This is a genomic window from Leptospira congkakensis (assembly GCF_004770265.1).
GTDB lineage: Bacteria > Spirochaetota > Leptospiria > Leptospirales > Leptospiraceae > Leptospira_A > Leptospira_A congkakensis.
The window spans coordinates 597,834-612,965 of sequence record NZ_RQGQ01000004.1; the positions used below are offsets into that span (position 1 = coordinate 597,834).

General features: G+C 40.6%; 15 protein-coding genes and 1 tRNA gene. 7 read left to right on the forward strand and 9 right to left on the reverse strand.

The window, feature by feature from the left end; all coding sequences use genetic code 11:
- Positions 1 to 8 precede the first annotated feature (8 nt).
- The 6 genes from EHQ70_RS03835 to EHQ70_RS03860 form a co-directional block, all read right to left on the reverse strand.
- Complete coding sequence (locus EHQ70_RS03835; RefSeq protein ID WP_135583660.1) at positions 9 to 1,115, reverse strand: NADase-type glycan-binding domain-containing protein; 1,107 nt, start codon at positions 1,113 to 1,115, stop codon at positions 9 to 11.
- A gap of 56 nt (positions 1,116 to 1,171) precedes the next feature.
- Positions 1,172 to 2,944 carry an RNA polymerase sigma factor RpoD gene (gene rpoD, locus EHQ70_RS03840; protein WP_135583662.1) on the reverse strand — a complete coding sequence of 591 codons (1,773 nt, stop codon included), beginning with the start codon at positions 2,942 to 2,944 and terminating at the stop codon, positions 1,172 to 1,174.
- Between the two features lie 16 nt (positions 2,945 to 2,960).
- A complete protein-coding gene (gene dnaG / locus EHQ70_RS03845) occupies positions 2,961 to 4,772 on the reverse strand; it encodes a DNA primase (RefSeq protein WP_135583664.1) in 1,812 nt (603 codons plus the stop codon).
- 12 nt (positions 4,773 to 4,784) lie between these two features.
- A complete protein-coding gene (locus tag EHQ70_RS03850; RefSeq protein WP_135583666.1) occupies positions 4,785 to 5,240 on the reverse strand; it encodes a GatB/YqeY domain-containing protein in 456 nt (151 codons plus the stop codon).
- A 19-nt stretch (positions 5,241 to 5,259) separates the two neighbouring features.
- Positions 5,260 to 5,478: a 30S ribosomal protein S21 gene (gene rpsU, locus EHQ70_RS03855; protein ID WP_002973784.1), complete on the reverse strand. Its 219-nt coding sequence runs from the start codon at positions 5,476 to 5,478 to the stop codon at positions 5,260 to 5,262.
- An 87-nt stretch (positions 5,479 to 5,565) separates the two neighbouring features.
- Positions 5,566 to 6,390 carry a hypothetical protein gene (locus EHQ70_RS03860; protein ID WP_135583668.1) on the reverse strand — a complete coding sequence of 275 codons (825 nt, stop codon included), beginning with the start codon at positions 6,388 to 6,390 and terminating at the stop codon, positions 5,566 to 5,568.
- A 105-nt stretch (positions 6,391 to 6,495) separates the two neighbouring features.
- On the opposite strand from EHQ70_RS03860, the gene fbp reads away from it, so the two are divergent.
- Entirely contained in the window at positions 6,496 to 7,530 is a 1,035-nt protein-coding gene (fbp, locus tag EHQ70_RS03865) for a class 1 fructose-bisphosphatase (RefSeq protein WP_135583670.1), read from the forward strand.
- A gap of 53 nt (positions 7,531 to 7,583) precedes the next feature.
- Positions 7,584 to 7,868: a hypothetical protein gene (locus EHQ70_RS03870; RefSeq protein ID WP_244288214.1), complete on the forward strand. Its 285-nt coding sequence runs from the start codon at positions 7,584 to 7,586 to the stop codon at positions 7,866 to 7,868.
- Between the two features lie 154 nt (positions 7,869 to 8,022).
- Here the strand turns inward: EHQ70_RS03870 and EHQ70_RS03875 are convergent, their stop codons facing one another.
- On the reverse strand, positions 8,023 to 9,306 hold the full coding sequence (locus tag EHQ70_RS03875) for a hypothetical protein (RefSeq protein ID WP_135583672.1): 1,284 nt from the start codon (positions 9,304 to 9,306) through the stop codon (positions 8,023 to 8,025).
- A gap of 106 nt (positions 9,307 to 9,412) precedes the next feature.
- Between EHQ70_RS03875 and pdhA the strand changes: the two genes are divergently transcribed.
- From pdhA to EHQ70_RS03890, 3 genes are read left to right on the forward strand one after another with little or no spacing between them, the layout of a single operon-like run.
- A complete protein-coding gene (pdhA, locus tag EHQ70_RS03880; RefSeq protein ID WP_135583673.1) occupies positions 9,413 to 10,399 on the forward strand; it encodes a pyruvate dehydrogenase (acetyl-transferring) E1 component subunit alpha in 987 nt (328 codons plus the stop codon).
- Positions 10,400 to 11,374, forward strand: a complete 975-nt coding sequence (locus EHQ70_RS03885) for a pyruvate dehydrogenase complex E1 component subunit beta (protein WP_135583675.1) — start codon at positions 10,400 to 10,402, stop codon at positions 11,372 to 11,374.
- An 11-nt stretch (positions 11,375 to 11,385) separates the two neighbouring features.
- Entirely contained in the window at positions 11,386 to 12,720 is a 1,335-nt protein-coding gene (locus tag EHQ70_RS03890; RefSeq protein WP_135583677.1) for a pyruvate dehydrogenase complex dihydrolipoamide acetyltransferase, read from the forward strand.
- Positions 12,721 to 12,742: 22 nt separating this feature from the next.
- Here EHQ70_RS03890 and EHQ70_RS03895 read toward each other — a convergent pair whose 3' ends face one another.
- Positions 12,743 to 12,952: a hypothetical protein gene (locus EHQ70_RS03895; RefSeq protein WP_004788926.1), complete on the reverse strand. Its 210-nt coding sequence runs from the start codon at positions 12,950 to 12,952 to the stop codon at positions 12,743 to 12,745.
- 129 nt (positions 12,953 to 13,081) lie between these two features.
- Between EHQ70_RS03895 and fliG the strand changes: the two genes are divergently transcribed.
- Positions 13,082 to 14,101 carry a flagellar motor switch protein FliG gene (gene fliG, locus EHQ70_RS03900; protein WP_100742779.1) on the forward strand — a complete coding sequence of 340 codons (1,020 nt, stop codon included), beginning with the start codon at positions 13,082 to 13,084 and terminating at the stop codon, positions 14,099 to 14,101.
- Positions 14,102 to 14,114: 13 nt separating this feature from the next.
- On the opposite strand, the gene EHQ70_RS03905 is transcribed toward fliG, so the two are convergent.
- A tRNA-Asp gene (locus EHQ70_RS03905) sits at positions 14,115 to 14,191 on the reverse strand.
- 103 nt (positions 14,192 to 14,294) lie between these two features.
- Between EHQ70_RS03905 and EHQ70_RS03910 the strand changes: the two genes are divergently transcribed.
- On the forward strand, positions 14,295 to 14,969 hold the full coding sequence (locus tag EHQ70_RS03910; protein ID WP_135583680.1) for a CDP-alcohol phosphatidyltransferase family protein: 675 nt from the start codon (positions 14,295 to 14,297) through the stop codon (positions 14,967 to 14,969).
- Positions 14,970 to 15,132: the final 163 nt, after the last annotated feature.

A 15,132-nucleotide genomic window follows, 5' to 3' on the forward strand; every position in this document is an offset into this window, starting at 1 on the left:
ATTTGTTTCTATTTCGGTTTGGGAAGTTCATAATGATAAAAAGTTCTTCCCGATTCCTTTTCTTTTAAAACGAGTAAATAATGCGTTTTGGGATTAAATACTTCGGAGAATCGAGTTCCCAGTTTTGTTTTGAAATTTTCAAAGTCTTCATCACCCACTTCGGCACGTTTGAAAATCCAAGAGATATTTCTTTCGATACCACCCCCGTCATAATAACTTAAGTTTAACTCCAATCCTTCTTCGGAAGATTGTAGGATGCTATAAGTTCCCACAATGGATGGCAAAAATCCCAACGGGTCACCTTCTCCATACATTTCGGAAAAACTAAAGGTTTGGTCGGCTTTAAAAAAAACGGGGAGGATGGTTCCTTGATCATAAAAAGAAATGGTTCCCTTTTCATTGGCCAAAACCAATTGTTTGAATCCTGAATAATGCCTTTCGGCTTTTCCAAATTGTTCAATGGTACGTTTGATTTTGTCAAAGGATACCCAAGGATAAGAAACAAATTTTTCTTTTTGTATTTCTCCAAACTGAACCTCGGAAATACAAACCCTGCCAGTGGACCCCAAACCATGGGTTTCTAAAATTTCCAATCGAATGACATTACCATGAAACTTTGCATCTAAATCCAAAACTTGGAATCCTGATTTTCCAAATTTTGGTTTGGATAGTTCTAGATCCACAGTAGAACCTAATTTTAATTTAGATTTTAAATCATCCGTTTCCATCTCAAATGTTGTGATTCGAAGTTTTTTCACAGCATCGTTTGTTTTTAAGTCGTTTGCACTTCTATGGAATCCATTAAATATCTGTAAGGCGGAAAACTGAGAAAAAGAATTTAGATAAAGAGTAAATCCAGATCCAAATTCCTTGGCATTGGCACAAAATGCCGTAGAGACTTTATCATCCAATGAAAACTCAGGACTAAACCTCCATGGTTCTTCGGGACTGATTTGGCCGAGACTTTGTGTGCGAAGGTAATCTAGTTGTTTTTCTGATGCTTTACAGTGAAAGAATATAGGAATAAAAAGAAATACGAAAACAATACTAGAAAAGGATTTTGAATTTTGGAAAAATAAAGAAGACGGAGAAGATGATAATTGGTTCGAACCCATGGACTTTCAAACCATGGATCCGAACGAAACTTCGATCAAGCGAAAAACAATTTGATTTAATCGATATAATCTTTGAGTTTTTTTGATCGGCTTGGGTGGCGGAGTCGACGAAGTGCTTTTGCTTCGATCTGACGAATCCTTTCCCGAGTCACCTTAAACTGATAACCCACCTCTTCCAATGTTTGAGCATACCCATCATCTAAACCAAACCGCATCCGAATGACTTTCTGTTCCCGAGCAGGAAGAGTTTGTAAAACCTGACGGATTTGTTCTGAGAGAATGGAAGACGCGGCTGAGTTCAGTGGAGAGATGACTTCTTTATCTTCGATAAAATCACCAAGTTCAGAATCTTCTTCAGAACCTACCGGGATCTCAAGAGAGATTGGTTCCCGAGCCACGTTTTTCACAGCTTTGACTTTTTGGACGGGCCAACCAAGTCTTTCCGCAATTTCATCATTGGATGGATCGCGACCAAACTCTTGGACAAAAAGTCTTGTTTCCCGAATCACTTTGTTGACTTGTTCAATCATGTGAACAGGAACACGGATGGTTCTTGCTTGGTCAGAGATCGCACGAGTGATGGCTTGTCTAATCCACCAAGTGGCATAAGTGGAAAACTTATAACCTTTTTTGTATTCAAACTTATCTACTGCACGAATGAGACCGATATTTCCTTCTTGGATCAAATCAAAGAAATGCATTCCACGATTGGCATAACGTTTCGCAATGGAGACCACCAAACGAAGGTTTGCTCGCACAAGTTCTCTTTTTGCTTGTGCAATTTCCCTTTCCCCTTTGATGATTTTTTCACCCCAGTCTTTGATTTCCCCAACAGGAGAACCAGCTTCCTGTTCCATACGGCGGAGTTTTCTTTCGTTGTTGCGAATGTCTTTGATGACTTCTCTGACTTCATCAATGTCACAACCCATCATTTTTTCGATTTCATCTAAGTTTTCATTTTTTTCGATGAAACGGTTGAGGGCTTTGATTTCACGAACATCATGTCCGTATTTGGCTTTGATTTTAAGGAAATGTTTTTCGATTTCCTTAACACGAAACACCATCGATTTGATCTTTTGAGAGATCTTTTGGATTTCTTTTTGAGAAACTCCAATTTTACGAATGGCTTCATCAATTTTGCCAGTGGACAAATCAATTTTTTCTTTGAGTTCTTTGAACTTCTTAGAATTTTCAGAATATTTACGAATTCTATTTTGGGATTCGTTTAGAACTTTTTCATCCTGTTGGATGAGTTCCATGTTTTCAAAAAATACTTTTTCTAATTTGTCCGCTTGCTCTTGGTTGAGAGCGTACATTTTGTCCACTTTCACCAAGTCATAAACTTTGATTTTTTTGGACTTTATTTTTGGAATTAGTTTTGCAAAGTTTTGTCGTAGTATTGAAGAACTAAGGATTGTTTCTTCAATGATTTTTTCACCCTTCTCAATCCGTTTGGCAAGAAACACTTCTGTTTCACCAGAGATTAAAGATACTTTACCAATTTCTTTTAAATAAAGGCGAATCGGATCTTCTGAACTTGAAGAAACACTAGACTCTCTTTTTTTACGTGCAGGTTTCTCTTTTGTTTCTTTTGTAGATTCTTCTTTGGTTGTTGTGAGGGAACTAGACTCTTCCAAGGATTTTTTGGAATATTCTTCTACGATTTCAATCCCCATCTCGTGTAACAGAGTGAAGACATCATCAATCTTTTCGGAATTTAAAATTTTATCCGGAAGTATTTCATTGATTTCATCATAAGATACCTCTCGATTTGCTTTTCCGATCGAGATGATCTTTTGTACTTCTGGTAGGCTTGCTAGATTTTCCATTCTACCTCTATCCTTTTTAAACTTCTAACGTTTGGATCGTTCGGAGATACACGGATCTCTTATTTTTTTCACTTTTTAAAAGTGAAAGTTCTGACAAAAGATTGTTCTTTTCTTCAATCGTTAAGTCAGGTTTGGCCATCTCTTTGACAAGTTCTTCCATCCTTGCGTCATCCAACAAATCCGCATGGTAAAGAAACATCCCTTTAAATAGTCCTGGTGTTGTCGATTCATCGGCCGTAAAATGTTCGGCAATCATTCCCAGGTATTCCGAAGGAATCTCTTCCCTCGAAAGAATTTCTGCAGCTGTTAGGTTCTCATTCTGCAAATACTTCGTATATAAATAGTCCCAAAGAAAAGCGGATACTTCATCTCGAAACTCTAAAGACAACAAATCATCAGCGAAACTAAACAGTTCCAAATTCTGAATGAGCATTGCGATCATCTTACGTTCACAAACCAAAATGGGAGAAAGTTTCCCCGGTTTAGTTGCTGTCCGTTCTTTTTTAGTATCGACCACAGAGGGGGTCGAAGTTACACCCGGCTTGCCACGAAAATCCTGAAAAAGCGAAGAAAAAGAGAGTCCGAGTTGGCGCGCGCCCTCTTCTAAATAGACTTGTTTGTCCGTTTCTTTTTCCATGGGTTTCAGGAATTCAAAGAGTTTTTTGACACTGGCCTGCTTTTCTTCCGCCAAAGAAGAAGGACCGGCACCACCTAGGATTTCGCGAATCATAAATTGGGAAGCAGGAGCTGCCGCTTCGAGTAAATCCCGAATTTCTTGTTTATTATGATGGAGGGAATAATCAAAAGGATCTTTTCCTTCTGGGATATGACAGACCTTTACCACCACCCCTTCTTTCGAAAGGAGATTCACAGCACGAAAGGCACCTTTGGTTCCTGCTTTATCAGAATCCATCATTAAGTACACTTTGTCCGCCATGTTTTTTAAAATCCGAACATGACCTTCCGTAAATCCTGTTCCGAGTGGTGCGACCACAAACTCAATTCCTTTACGAAAGAGACCAATGGCATCAAACACACCTTCAACGATGACGGCTTCTCTTGTTTTTCGAATGCTGTCTTGGGCTAAATTCAAATTATAAAACGTACGACTTTTGTCGTAAATGAGGGAGTTGGGGCTATTGATGTATTTTGCTTCTTCTGATTCGCCCAAAATTCGTCCCGAAAAGGCAATCACTCGCCCCCGAGTATCAATGACCGGAAACATAATGCGACTTCTAAAAAAGTCATAAGGATCTCTGTTTTGGTCTTGTCTTTTGAGAAGTCCTAACTGTTCACCTAACTTAACTTCGGCTTCTGTTTTAAACAAGTCCTGACGTAAATTTCCAAATCCAGGAAGGCCAAATCCTATTTTAAAAACTTTTAAATCCTCTGCATACATCCCACGTGATTCTAAATACTTTAGAGCCACTTCACCAGCACTGGTATTTAAATTTCTTTGAAAGTATTCCAAAGCTTTTTGAGATACTTGGTAGAGAGCTTCCTTTTTACGTTCAGATTCTTCCTCTTCTTTGGTTCTTTCCACAAGAGGAATTCCAGAATAATCAGAAAGGATTTCTAAAGATTTGAGAAAGTCTACCTTTTGGTAGTCCATCACAAACCGAAACAAATCACCAGAAGCCTTACATCCAAAACAGTGATAGAATCCGCCTTCAGCGTTTACATTGAAGGATGGAGTTTTTTCATTATGGAAGGGGCAAATTCCAACGAGATTTCTGCCCATACGACGTAAGGGAACAAACCTGTTGATATAGGAATCAATGGAGACTTCTCTGCGAACTCTTTCTTTAAAACTTTGGTAAGGATTCACAGTATAACAGTATTAACGGACGCTAAGTGCTTGTTTAACGAGGGAGGATACCTTGGAGCCGTCTATATTTTGTCCTTTAAATTTTGCCATTACTTTACCCATCACCTTCCCCATATCCTGGGCTCCGCTAACATTCAATTCCACAATAACATCGTTGACTGCGATTGAGATTTCTTCTTCGGAGACTTCCTTTGGAATATAACGAGAGATGACTTCTGCTTCCTGAATTTCTTTACTCGAAAGATCAGGACGATTGGCTTTGTCGTATTCGACTGCCGTGTCCTTTCTTCGTTTGAAATTGGATTTGAGGATCTGCATCACAGCAGTATCCGTCAGTTCGGAAGCACCGGTTTTAGTTAATTCATATTGAATTTCTGCTTTGATCAGACGCAAAGTGCCGAGGACTGTTTCATCCTTGGCCTTTAATGCCGTTTTTAGATCGGTACTGATCGTCTCTTGCAGGGTCATTGGAAAACCAGCTTAAAGATTAAAGTTTATCTTTTTTAGCGAATAATCTTTTCTTTTTGTCTCGTTTGCGTTTTGCCGCTTCGACAGCCTTCTTTTTCACAACACTAGGCTTTTCGAAGTACTCACGACGTTTGATTTCGCTCATGATACCTGCATTCGCACAATCTCTTTTGAATCTACGAAGCGCCGCCTCGATAGATTCCCCTTCTTTTAAATAAATCCCTACTTGTGGGGTCATAGACAAACAACTGTCCTTTTGTAAAAATGGTCTAGTTTTGACGGTATCGGAAACCGCCCTGATTTGTCAATTCAGCCGAAAAACAAATCAGAAATTTTCAATGAAAATCGAGGAAAACCGCGAATCATCCGCCAGAATCTCCCGATCAATCGGGAAAATTTTCAGTTTATAGTCCAAAATCAAATGTTTGGACGGAAAGTAAAGCGAACCAAACCGGTTGTTGGCTCCATCCAATGTTTCGCCTGGACAAAATAGAAAATAGGAACGCGGGTTTAGTTGGAAATTGAATTCATTTTCTCTCGTTTCTTTGTGGAGGGTGGTTGTGACTTCCCTTAAAATCTCTTGGCTTTTCACCACACCCATTGGTTTGAAAAAGGGTGAAAGGTCTTGGAGGTGAAAGAAAGCAATCACTCCTGAAGTGACCTCTCCCGAAAAAGACCGTTCCATTTTTTTGCGGATTGGTTCGGTAATGGTTTGGAAGTCGAGAAGGTTCTTTTCTCGCATGGAAATGCCCGTGGCACAAAAGGTCAAAACCTGGTTGGATAGATCTTCCCAATTTCGATCTGAAAGTTCAGGTTCTATTTCTTGCACCACAAGGACAAAAACAGGAACTTCTCCCTCGGGAAGGCGCATGATATTGATTTTTAAATCTTTTCCTCTTTCGGCAAATGTTCCCAGAGGTTTTGGTTCCATAAATTCTAAACTACGAACCAGTTCCCCGCTTTTCTCAGAAACAAGACTCCGTAGCCATTCTTCCTTTTCGGTCCGGCCAAATTCATAAACAATTTCACCTGCCAGATACACCCAACCCAAATGGGCACCCACACTGGCAAAACTAATGCCAAGCCTTCGGGAATGGTAATCTGTCATTTGCATTGAGGGGGAAGTGCTTACATGAGTTGGATCTATCATTGGAATCTATCTTTAGTATCGGTTTTGGCAAGGCCAATCAAAAGGAGAAAGGATTGCTCCTGGAGTTATCCCCCCAAAATGGAGTAAAAACTACTCGGGGAACCTGTGAACGCAACACCGAAACAAAAAAAACTCATCTCTCTATCGCAATTCATTCTAGAAGAGCAACTCAAAATCCCTCATGCCTCGGGAGAATTTACAGCCCTACTCAGCCATCTCGTTTATGCTGCCAAAATCGTAGGCCGAGAAGTTAGAAAAGCCGGACTTTTGGATGATATCCTCGGGGCTACCGATGATACAAATGTCCAAGGCGAAACCCAAATGAAATTGGACCAATACGCAGACAATGCCTTCAACCAGTCCCTCAAAATTTGTGGCCACCTCTGTGTCCTTGCGAGCGAAGAACACGAACATATCATCCCCATTCCTGGTGGATACAATATAGGAAAATACACGATGGCAATAGACCCGTTAGACGGATCCTCGAACATCGACACCAACGTATCCATCGGAACCATTTTCTCCATCCACCAAAGATTAGAGCCAAACTCCAAAGAACCAGGCGACGAACGCGACCTCTTACAACAAGGCCATTTGCAACGCTGCGCTGGATATATCATCTACGGATCTTCTACAATGCTCGTGCTTTCTACCGGAAAGGGAGTTTCTGGATTTACCTTAGACCCAAGTGTGGGTGAATTTTTACTCTCTCACCCCAATATGCAAATGCCTGCATCTGGAGATATTTACTCTGCCAATGAGGGAAATGCCTCGTATTGGTCGCCAGAAGTACAAGCTTACTTACAAAAAATCAAATCCATCGAAGGTGGAAAAAAACCAAAAACAGCTCGTTACATTGGTTCCCTAGTTGCGGATTTACATAGGAACTTACTCAAAGGCGGAATTTTCCTCTATCCGAACGATACAAAATCTTCGAAATACCCAAATGGAAAGTTACGTTTGTTGTACGAAGCGGCACCAATGGCCTATATCGCAGAACAAGCAGGTGGGATGGCAGTGACAGTGAAGGGAGAAAGGATCCTTGACCTAACTCCCAAAGAACTTCATGAAAGAACAACGCTCATTATTGGAAGTAAGAAGGAAGTAGAAGAATTCCTTACCTTCGTTCCTAAAGCATAATTTTCGATTCGAATACAGAAATTTCTTTCAAAAGAAATCGCAATCGAGTAGTTTTGGCAGAATTAAAAGATTTTAGGAGAAAACTTTCAATGAATAAAAAACTACTCGTTTTAATTCTTGGTGTGACTATGGCTTCTGGACTTGCTTTCTGCAAAAAAGAAGAGCCTGTTGTTGAAGAAAAAATGGAAACTGTTGAAGATGCAGCTAAAAAAGTAACTTCAGAAGTAGAGAAAAAAGTTGATGCAGCAGTAAAAACAGCAGAAGCAGAAGCTAAAAAAGCAGCAACAAACGCGATCAAAGACGCAACAAAAGACATTAAAAAACCAGCTGGTTTCTAATCATCTTTTCTGTAAAAAGAAAACCAACCGGAAGCGGTTGGTTTTTTTATTTTAAGGCATTTTATTTTCCAAATCAAACTTAGATTTTTTTTCCCACCCTATCTTCAGTTGTTACAACCAACTAACGGTCATAGATGAAATTCTATTTTTATCTCTAACTATCAGAATATTTTATTTTTTCATGGAGTTCTTCTTCTAAAGCACATTTAGGATAAGTTCCTACATCCAAAGCAATTCCAATATGTCCAAAGGGATCTTGAGGAGAAATGATTCGAAGATCCCAACCATTGACGATCCAAGGACATTGGTAGTTTTTATCTCGGCATAAAATCTGTGCTGCTTTTGGTTTGGGATAAGCCCAAGCGGAAGTTTGGAACTTACACTTGTTTTCAATTTCTGCGATGGTTCGAATTTTTTTGATGGCTTGGTCAAATTCTTTGAATCGATCGATCATTGGATCCGCAAGATCCTTTCGAAAGAGTCCCTTCTCTGCATTATAAGTAAACATCACTAGAAGTTTTTCCGAAACATGTTCCTTATCAGAACTCACCTTTAAATTTTCCATGATATAACGGGCAATTTTTAAAGCATCCAGTGTCACTTCTGCTGTATCATCAGCGTATTCACCAGCTTCTTCTTCATCGTCACTGGCATCATCTTCCATTCCACTTCCGGTCAAAAGGTCTTGGTTGAGTTGGTGTTTGCGAAGATCATCCACATTCACATTTGCAGGGGAAACACCCGGAATTTCAAACGCACTAGAACCATGATTGTTGATTGCACTAATGACTTCTTCAGGAAGATTAAATTTTCGTGCGATTTCGAGAGAAAGACCCACGGCAGAAGTAAGGGAAGAACCAAAAAAACTTTGTTTATAAAATCCTTCTTTTGATACAGAAATATCGGCACAAAGACCAGCTAAAAAACTAAATCGATTCACCATTTTAAAGCCGTATTTTTTTTGAATGACGGCACCTAAACTAATCAATCCAAAGTCAGCTATATGATTGAAGAATTCTTTATGGCTGAGTAAAATTCGAAAAAAAGACAAAGCAAGTGATTTGGAATAAAAAGAATTTTGAATGATCCCTTTGAGGCTCGCCATTCGTTCTGCATTTTGTTCATATAAATGAAAGATAAATTCATTGGATCGGTCTTCGATACGACTTAAGATTGCTTTCGAGAGTACTGTTCGAAGCATCCGCATCAAATCTTTGGACATTGCTAGTTTAAACGAAGGGATATAGTTTCCTTCCATTCCTTCTAACTTCATTAAAATGTTTTCTTTGATCGCAACTTTTTCTTTGATCAGGATATTTCCATTTTTTCCGACAACAGGTTCACTGAGAGAAACTGATCCCAACAAATCATAATCCACAGCAAAATTTTTAAATTCATTGAATTCTAAGAATTCGATACCGGCATTCGTAATTTTCATAAGTATCCTATGGAAAGTGTCTCATAGAAGACCCTCTGAGAGCAAGATTTTTGCTTTCCTTCTGCGTCTAAATAGTGTAGTTTTTTAGTCGTTTTGGAGGTTCTCGTTGGTTTCTTCTATCCCAAAAGACTCACAATCTGTGAGCGAGTTGAAAGAGTTCTACAGACAAATGGTACTTATACGAAAGTTTGAGGAAGCCGCTGCCAAAGCCTATAGCGTAGGAAAAATTGGTGGTTTTTTACATTTGTACATCGGCCAAGAGGCTGTGGGTGTTGGATCTATCGCGGCCCTCACTCCTAAGGACTATATTGTTTCCACATATAGAGACCATGGACATGCACTGGCAAGGGGCTTAAATCCAAAACCTCTGATGGCAGAGTTATTTGGAAAAGGAACGGGTATCTCAAAAGGTAACGGCGGTTCAATGCACTTTTTTGATCGTAATGCTCATTTTATGGGAGGGCATGGAATTGTAGGAGGCCATATTTCTCTTGCAGCCGGGATTGCTTTTGCTTCCAAATTTAAAAAAGAAGATTCCGTTACCATTTGTTTTTTTGGAGAAGGTGCTGCCAATATTGGTTCGTTTCATGAAGGCTTAAACCTTGCTGCCATTTGGAAACTCCCTGTTGTGTTTATTTGCGAGAACAACCATTATGCGATGGGAACTCCCGAATACCGCGCTCTTGCAGTCAAAGATGTTTCTGTGAGAGCTTATGCTTATGACATTGCTCGTGATCATATCGAAGGAGATGAAGTCAGAAAGGTAAGAGACCATGTCCAAGTGGCAGTGGAAAGGGCACGTCGCGGTGAAGGACCAACGCTTATCGAAGTTTCTACTTATCGGTTTCGAGGGCATTCTATGTCGGATCCAGCAAAATACAGAACCAAAGAAGAATTAGAAGCCTATAAAAAGAAAGACCCTCTCATGCGTGCTAGACACGAACTTGAATTAGGTGGAATCAAAACGGATGAATTAGATAAAATGGATTTAGACATCCAAACACAAATTGATGAAGCTTATCAGTATGCAGAGACCTCACCGGAACCTCCACTCTCTCAACTACACAAGTATGTGTATGCGGAGGATAAATAAATGGCCATCCTAACTTATAGAGAGGCGTTAAACAGAGCCATGGTGGAAGAGATGGAAAAAGATCCACTCATTTACCTGATGGGAGAAGAAGTCGGACATTACCAAGGAGCTTATAAAGTTTCCCAAGGGATGTTAGATAAATTTGGGGAAGAACGAGTGATAGACACTCCTATTTCCGAAAATGGATTTGCCGGGATTGGAGTTGGTTCGGCAATGGTGGGCCTTCGCCCCATCATTGAATTTATGACTTGGAACTTTTCTCTTGTGGCTATCGACCAAATCATCAACTCAGCTGCCAAAATGAATTATATGAGTGGGGGCCAATTTCCCATGCCGATTGTATTTCGTGGTGCCGGCGGTGCTGGGGGAAGACTTGGTGCCCAACATTCCCAAGCCTTTGAATCTTGGTATGCCCATTGTCCTGGACTCAAAGTAGTTTGTCCTGCCACTCCAAAAGATGCTTACGGCCTACTCAAATCATCCATCAGAGACAATAACCCAACGATTTTTATCGAATCAGAAGTGTTATACGGATCCAAGGGAGAAGTTCCGGAACAAGAATACACCATTCCTTTAGGACTTGGAGAAATCAAAAGAAAAGGAACAGACATCACACTTGTGACTTGGTCAAGGGCTCTCGGGTTTGCGGAAGAAGCAGCGGCCATCCTAGAAAAAGAAGGAATCTCTGTGGAAATTGTAGACCTTCGCAGTTTACGCCCGTTAGATGAAAATCTAATCTACGAGTCTGTCAAAAAAACAAACCGAGCAGTTGTAGTGGAAGAAGGATGGCCTGTAGCAGGATTTGGAGCCCAGATTGCTTACCTCATCCAAAAAAATGCCTTTGCTTACCTTGATCATCCTGTGGAACGAGTCACACAAATGGATGTACCCATGTCTTACGCTGCCAACTTAGAACGAATGAGTTTGCCGAACGCAACAAGAGTTGCTGATACCATCCGCGAGATGTTACAGTAGGAGAACTGCCAATGGCAAAAATTCAAGAAATGACCCAACTTTCTCCTACGATGGAAGAAGGAACGATTGTTAAATGGTTGAAAAAAGAAGGAGATTCCGTCTCTCCGGGTGATATCATTGCCGAAGTAGAAACTGACAAAGCCGTAATGGAAATGGAAGCCTTTGAAACCGGAGTGATTTTGAAAATCCTTCATACCGAAGGTGCCAAATTAAAAGTGGGACAGGCTTTGGCTGTGATTGGGAAACCAGGAGAAGACGTATCCGCTCTGATAGCGGATCTTCCTAAACAAACACCAAGCCAAACAAAAGTGGATGCGCCACAGGCAAATAAAACCGAAACCCAAACAACAAAACCTTCCGTTTCGGAACCCACTGCCACCGTCATCTCAGCCCAACCAACTGAAACAAAACAAACACAGCAGCCAAAAGAAAACACATCGAACGCTGTCGTTTCCGCAAACAGAGGAGGACTTCGTGTCCTTGCCTCTCCCCTTGCCAAATCCATCGCTATCGAACAAGGAATTGATTTGCATACTGTGATCGGAACAGGACCTGAGGGAAGGATCACTAAAAAAGATGTTTTGGATACTTTAAACCAAGGCTCTGGTACAAGTCATTTCGCAAGCAAAACGGCAACACGTGCCGATGAAGTGGTTACCTTAAACGGAATGCGTAAAACCATTGCCAAACGCCTGACCGAATCCAAACAGAATCTTCCCCACTTCTATTTGAATGTGGATGTAAATGCAAAAGCAATGGAAACCTTTCGTTTAGAACTTTCGGAATTCCAAAAACATTTGGATCCAGAATTACAAGTGAAGGTCAGCCTAAACGATATCATTGTGAAAGCTACAGCAGCAGCCCTCAAGTTTCATCCCAAAGTCAACGCGAGTTTCCAAGGAGATTCTATTTTACAATTTGGACGAGTGGACGTTGGGATTGCCGTTTCTTTGGACGGAGGACTATTAACGCCCGTTATCCGTAATGCAGATGGGAAATCCATTTTAGAGATTTCTCGTGAAGTGAAGGAACTGGCCAAACGTGCCCGCGAACGAAAACTGAAACCTGAAGAATTTTCCAATGGAACCTTTACCATTTCCAATTTGGGAATGTATGGGATCAGTCGGTTTACAGCCATCATCAACGAACCAGAAAGTGGAATCCTAGCGGTTGGATCTGTAGAAGACAAACCTGTTGTGGAAAACGGGGCCGTGGTAGCTGGCCGGGTTTTGTCTCTGACCCTTTCTTGCGACCACCGAGTGATCGATGGTGCTGTTGGGGCCGAATTCTTAAGAACCCTAAAGAGTCTTTTAGAACAGCCAAACCTTTTGGCAGCTGTAATTTGATTCTTTAGGTGGCATAGGGGTTTTAAGCAGCGAAAAAATCGGCACTTTGGATGTCAGCGACGGGAATGCGCACAACACCACTCGCTAAGTTACCGATCACTACATCGTCCATCATTTGGCGATTTTTATCGAGTTCAATGCTTTGTCCGTCTTTGAGGTGGAGAACGATATCGATTCCTCGGTAGTGGATGTATCTTTCGAGTGTGCTTTTGAATTTGTGTGCTTTGTCCATCTGGTTTTCTGTTCCTTATCTTTGTAACTTACAAAGGGTATCGTACGAATTTATGAGACCTTTAGAAAATTTTGTCTCATTAGGTAAGTTTTTTTTGACAGTAACAGGAAACCGGGAGAATTATGTCACATGAAGCCTGAGAACAGTACATCCGCCACTCCTGGCGTACGGAAAGCCGCCCTCCTCCTTTTATCCCTTGGCAAAGAAAGAGCTGCCGATGTTCTGAAACACCTAGACGACTCGATGCTTGAAGCAGTGATTCTGGAAATGTCAAAGATTAGGTCCATTTCCAAAGAAGAAAGAGAAGTCATCCTAAAAGAATTCCATAATACCATTGAAGATTTGAACGAAACCACATCCGGTGGCCTCTCGACTGCCAAATCTCTGCTGGAACATACTGTGGGCGCTGAAAAAGCCAATGTGATCTTGAAGAAGATCCACAAAGAAGAAACAAAAAACGATTTTGAATTTTTAAACCAAGTAGAACCAGGAGTTCTACAAGGAATGCTCGGAACCGAATCCCCACAAATCATAGCGGTGACCCTCTCTCACTTGGATCCCAAAAAGGCTGCCGATGTTTTAAAACTATTTCCCAAACCAGAACAGGCTAAAATTGCCGTAAGACTCGCCACCACATCCAAAACCCATCCCGATGTGATTCAAAACATTGCTCGCATTCTCAAAAAACGATACGAAGAAAGAGACAAACAGGAATATTCCGAAGCTGGTGGCGCCCATGTCCTTGCGAACATTTTGAACTTTATGGAAAAAGGAGCCGAAGAAACGATTCTTTCCGAATTAGAAGAATCTTCTCCCGATGTTGCCGACCAAGTTCGTGAAAAACTCTATACCTTCGAAGATATTCTTTCTCTTGATAACAAAGAAATGCGAATCTTAATCAACAGGCTCGCGGATGACACTTCTATCTCTCTTGCCATCCGTGGTGCAGGAGATGAGATTCGAAAAAAATTCCTAAACAATATGAGCCAAAATAGATCAGAAGATATTTTGGATGCTCTGGATATGAAACCGCGAGTCACCTTACGAGAGATAAACGAAGCAAGAAGTAAGATTGTGCAGGTAGCTAGAGTATTAGAAGAAGAAAATCAGATTCTGTTCAAGAAAGAAAAAGAAGAGTATATTGAATGAGGGGAAAAACCGATGGCGGAGTTGACGGGGCTCGAACCCGCGACATCCTGCGTGACAGGCAGGCACTCTAACCAACTGAGCTACAACTCCATCGGAATAAAGACCAAACTATAGAATCGACTTCGAGAGTCAACACAGTTTTCATTTGTTTTCTTGCCTTTCGTTAGAATTTTTAGAATCTGGTATTGGTTCTATGCAAATCGAAGAAAAAAAAGCCAAAGACCTTTTCCAGGATCGAATCCTTACCCTTTCCAATTTCCTTTCTATATCAAGGGTATTGTTATTACCTTTTTTCTTCCAAAGCACTTATACTTATGCACATGATCCGGCGAACGTAAAAGAATTATTTGCTTCCATATTCTATGCACTTGCAGCAGTTTTCAGTGATTATCTAGACGGACTCTTTGCTCGCCTCCTCCACCAAGAAACAACTCTCGGAAGATACTTAGATCCAGTTTGCGACAAACTAGTGACACTTGGTGGACTCTTTGTTGTCACCATTCATTTTGATTTTCCAAGTTGGATCCTCATTGTTTATTTTATCAGAGAGATCCTCGGAGTATGGCTTGGTGGGTATCTGTATTTAAAAAGAGGATTACAAGGTCGACCTAACTGGTGGGGAAAATTTGGAGTGGGAATTGTTGCCGTCTCTGTGATTTGGTATATGTCATTGCCATACTTTTTACAGTTTGGTGCTCCTTATTCTTTTTTACTCCACCCAGGTATCTCGGCTTATGTTTTACTTTTTGTACTCAGTGCAGGTGTTGTGGCTTATATTCTTCGGTACTGGAATATTGTTTTCCATCCAGAAGCGATTGAGTTAGATCCAGAAAACAAAAAACAAGCAAAGAAATACCAAAAGATATAATTTGATTTCTACAAATGATTTCGATAACGATTTTAGGATTTTCATATACACCTTTCGCAATATCTGCTGACATTTCCATGACAGCACCGGTAGCAATACTTTTACTCATTCAAAATCGGGTGTCCGAACAGTAATATCATCCTACTTAATATCCAAACGACTG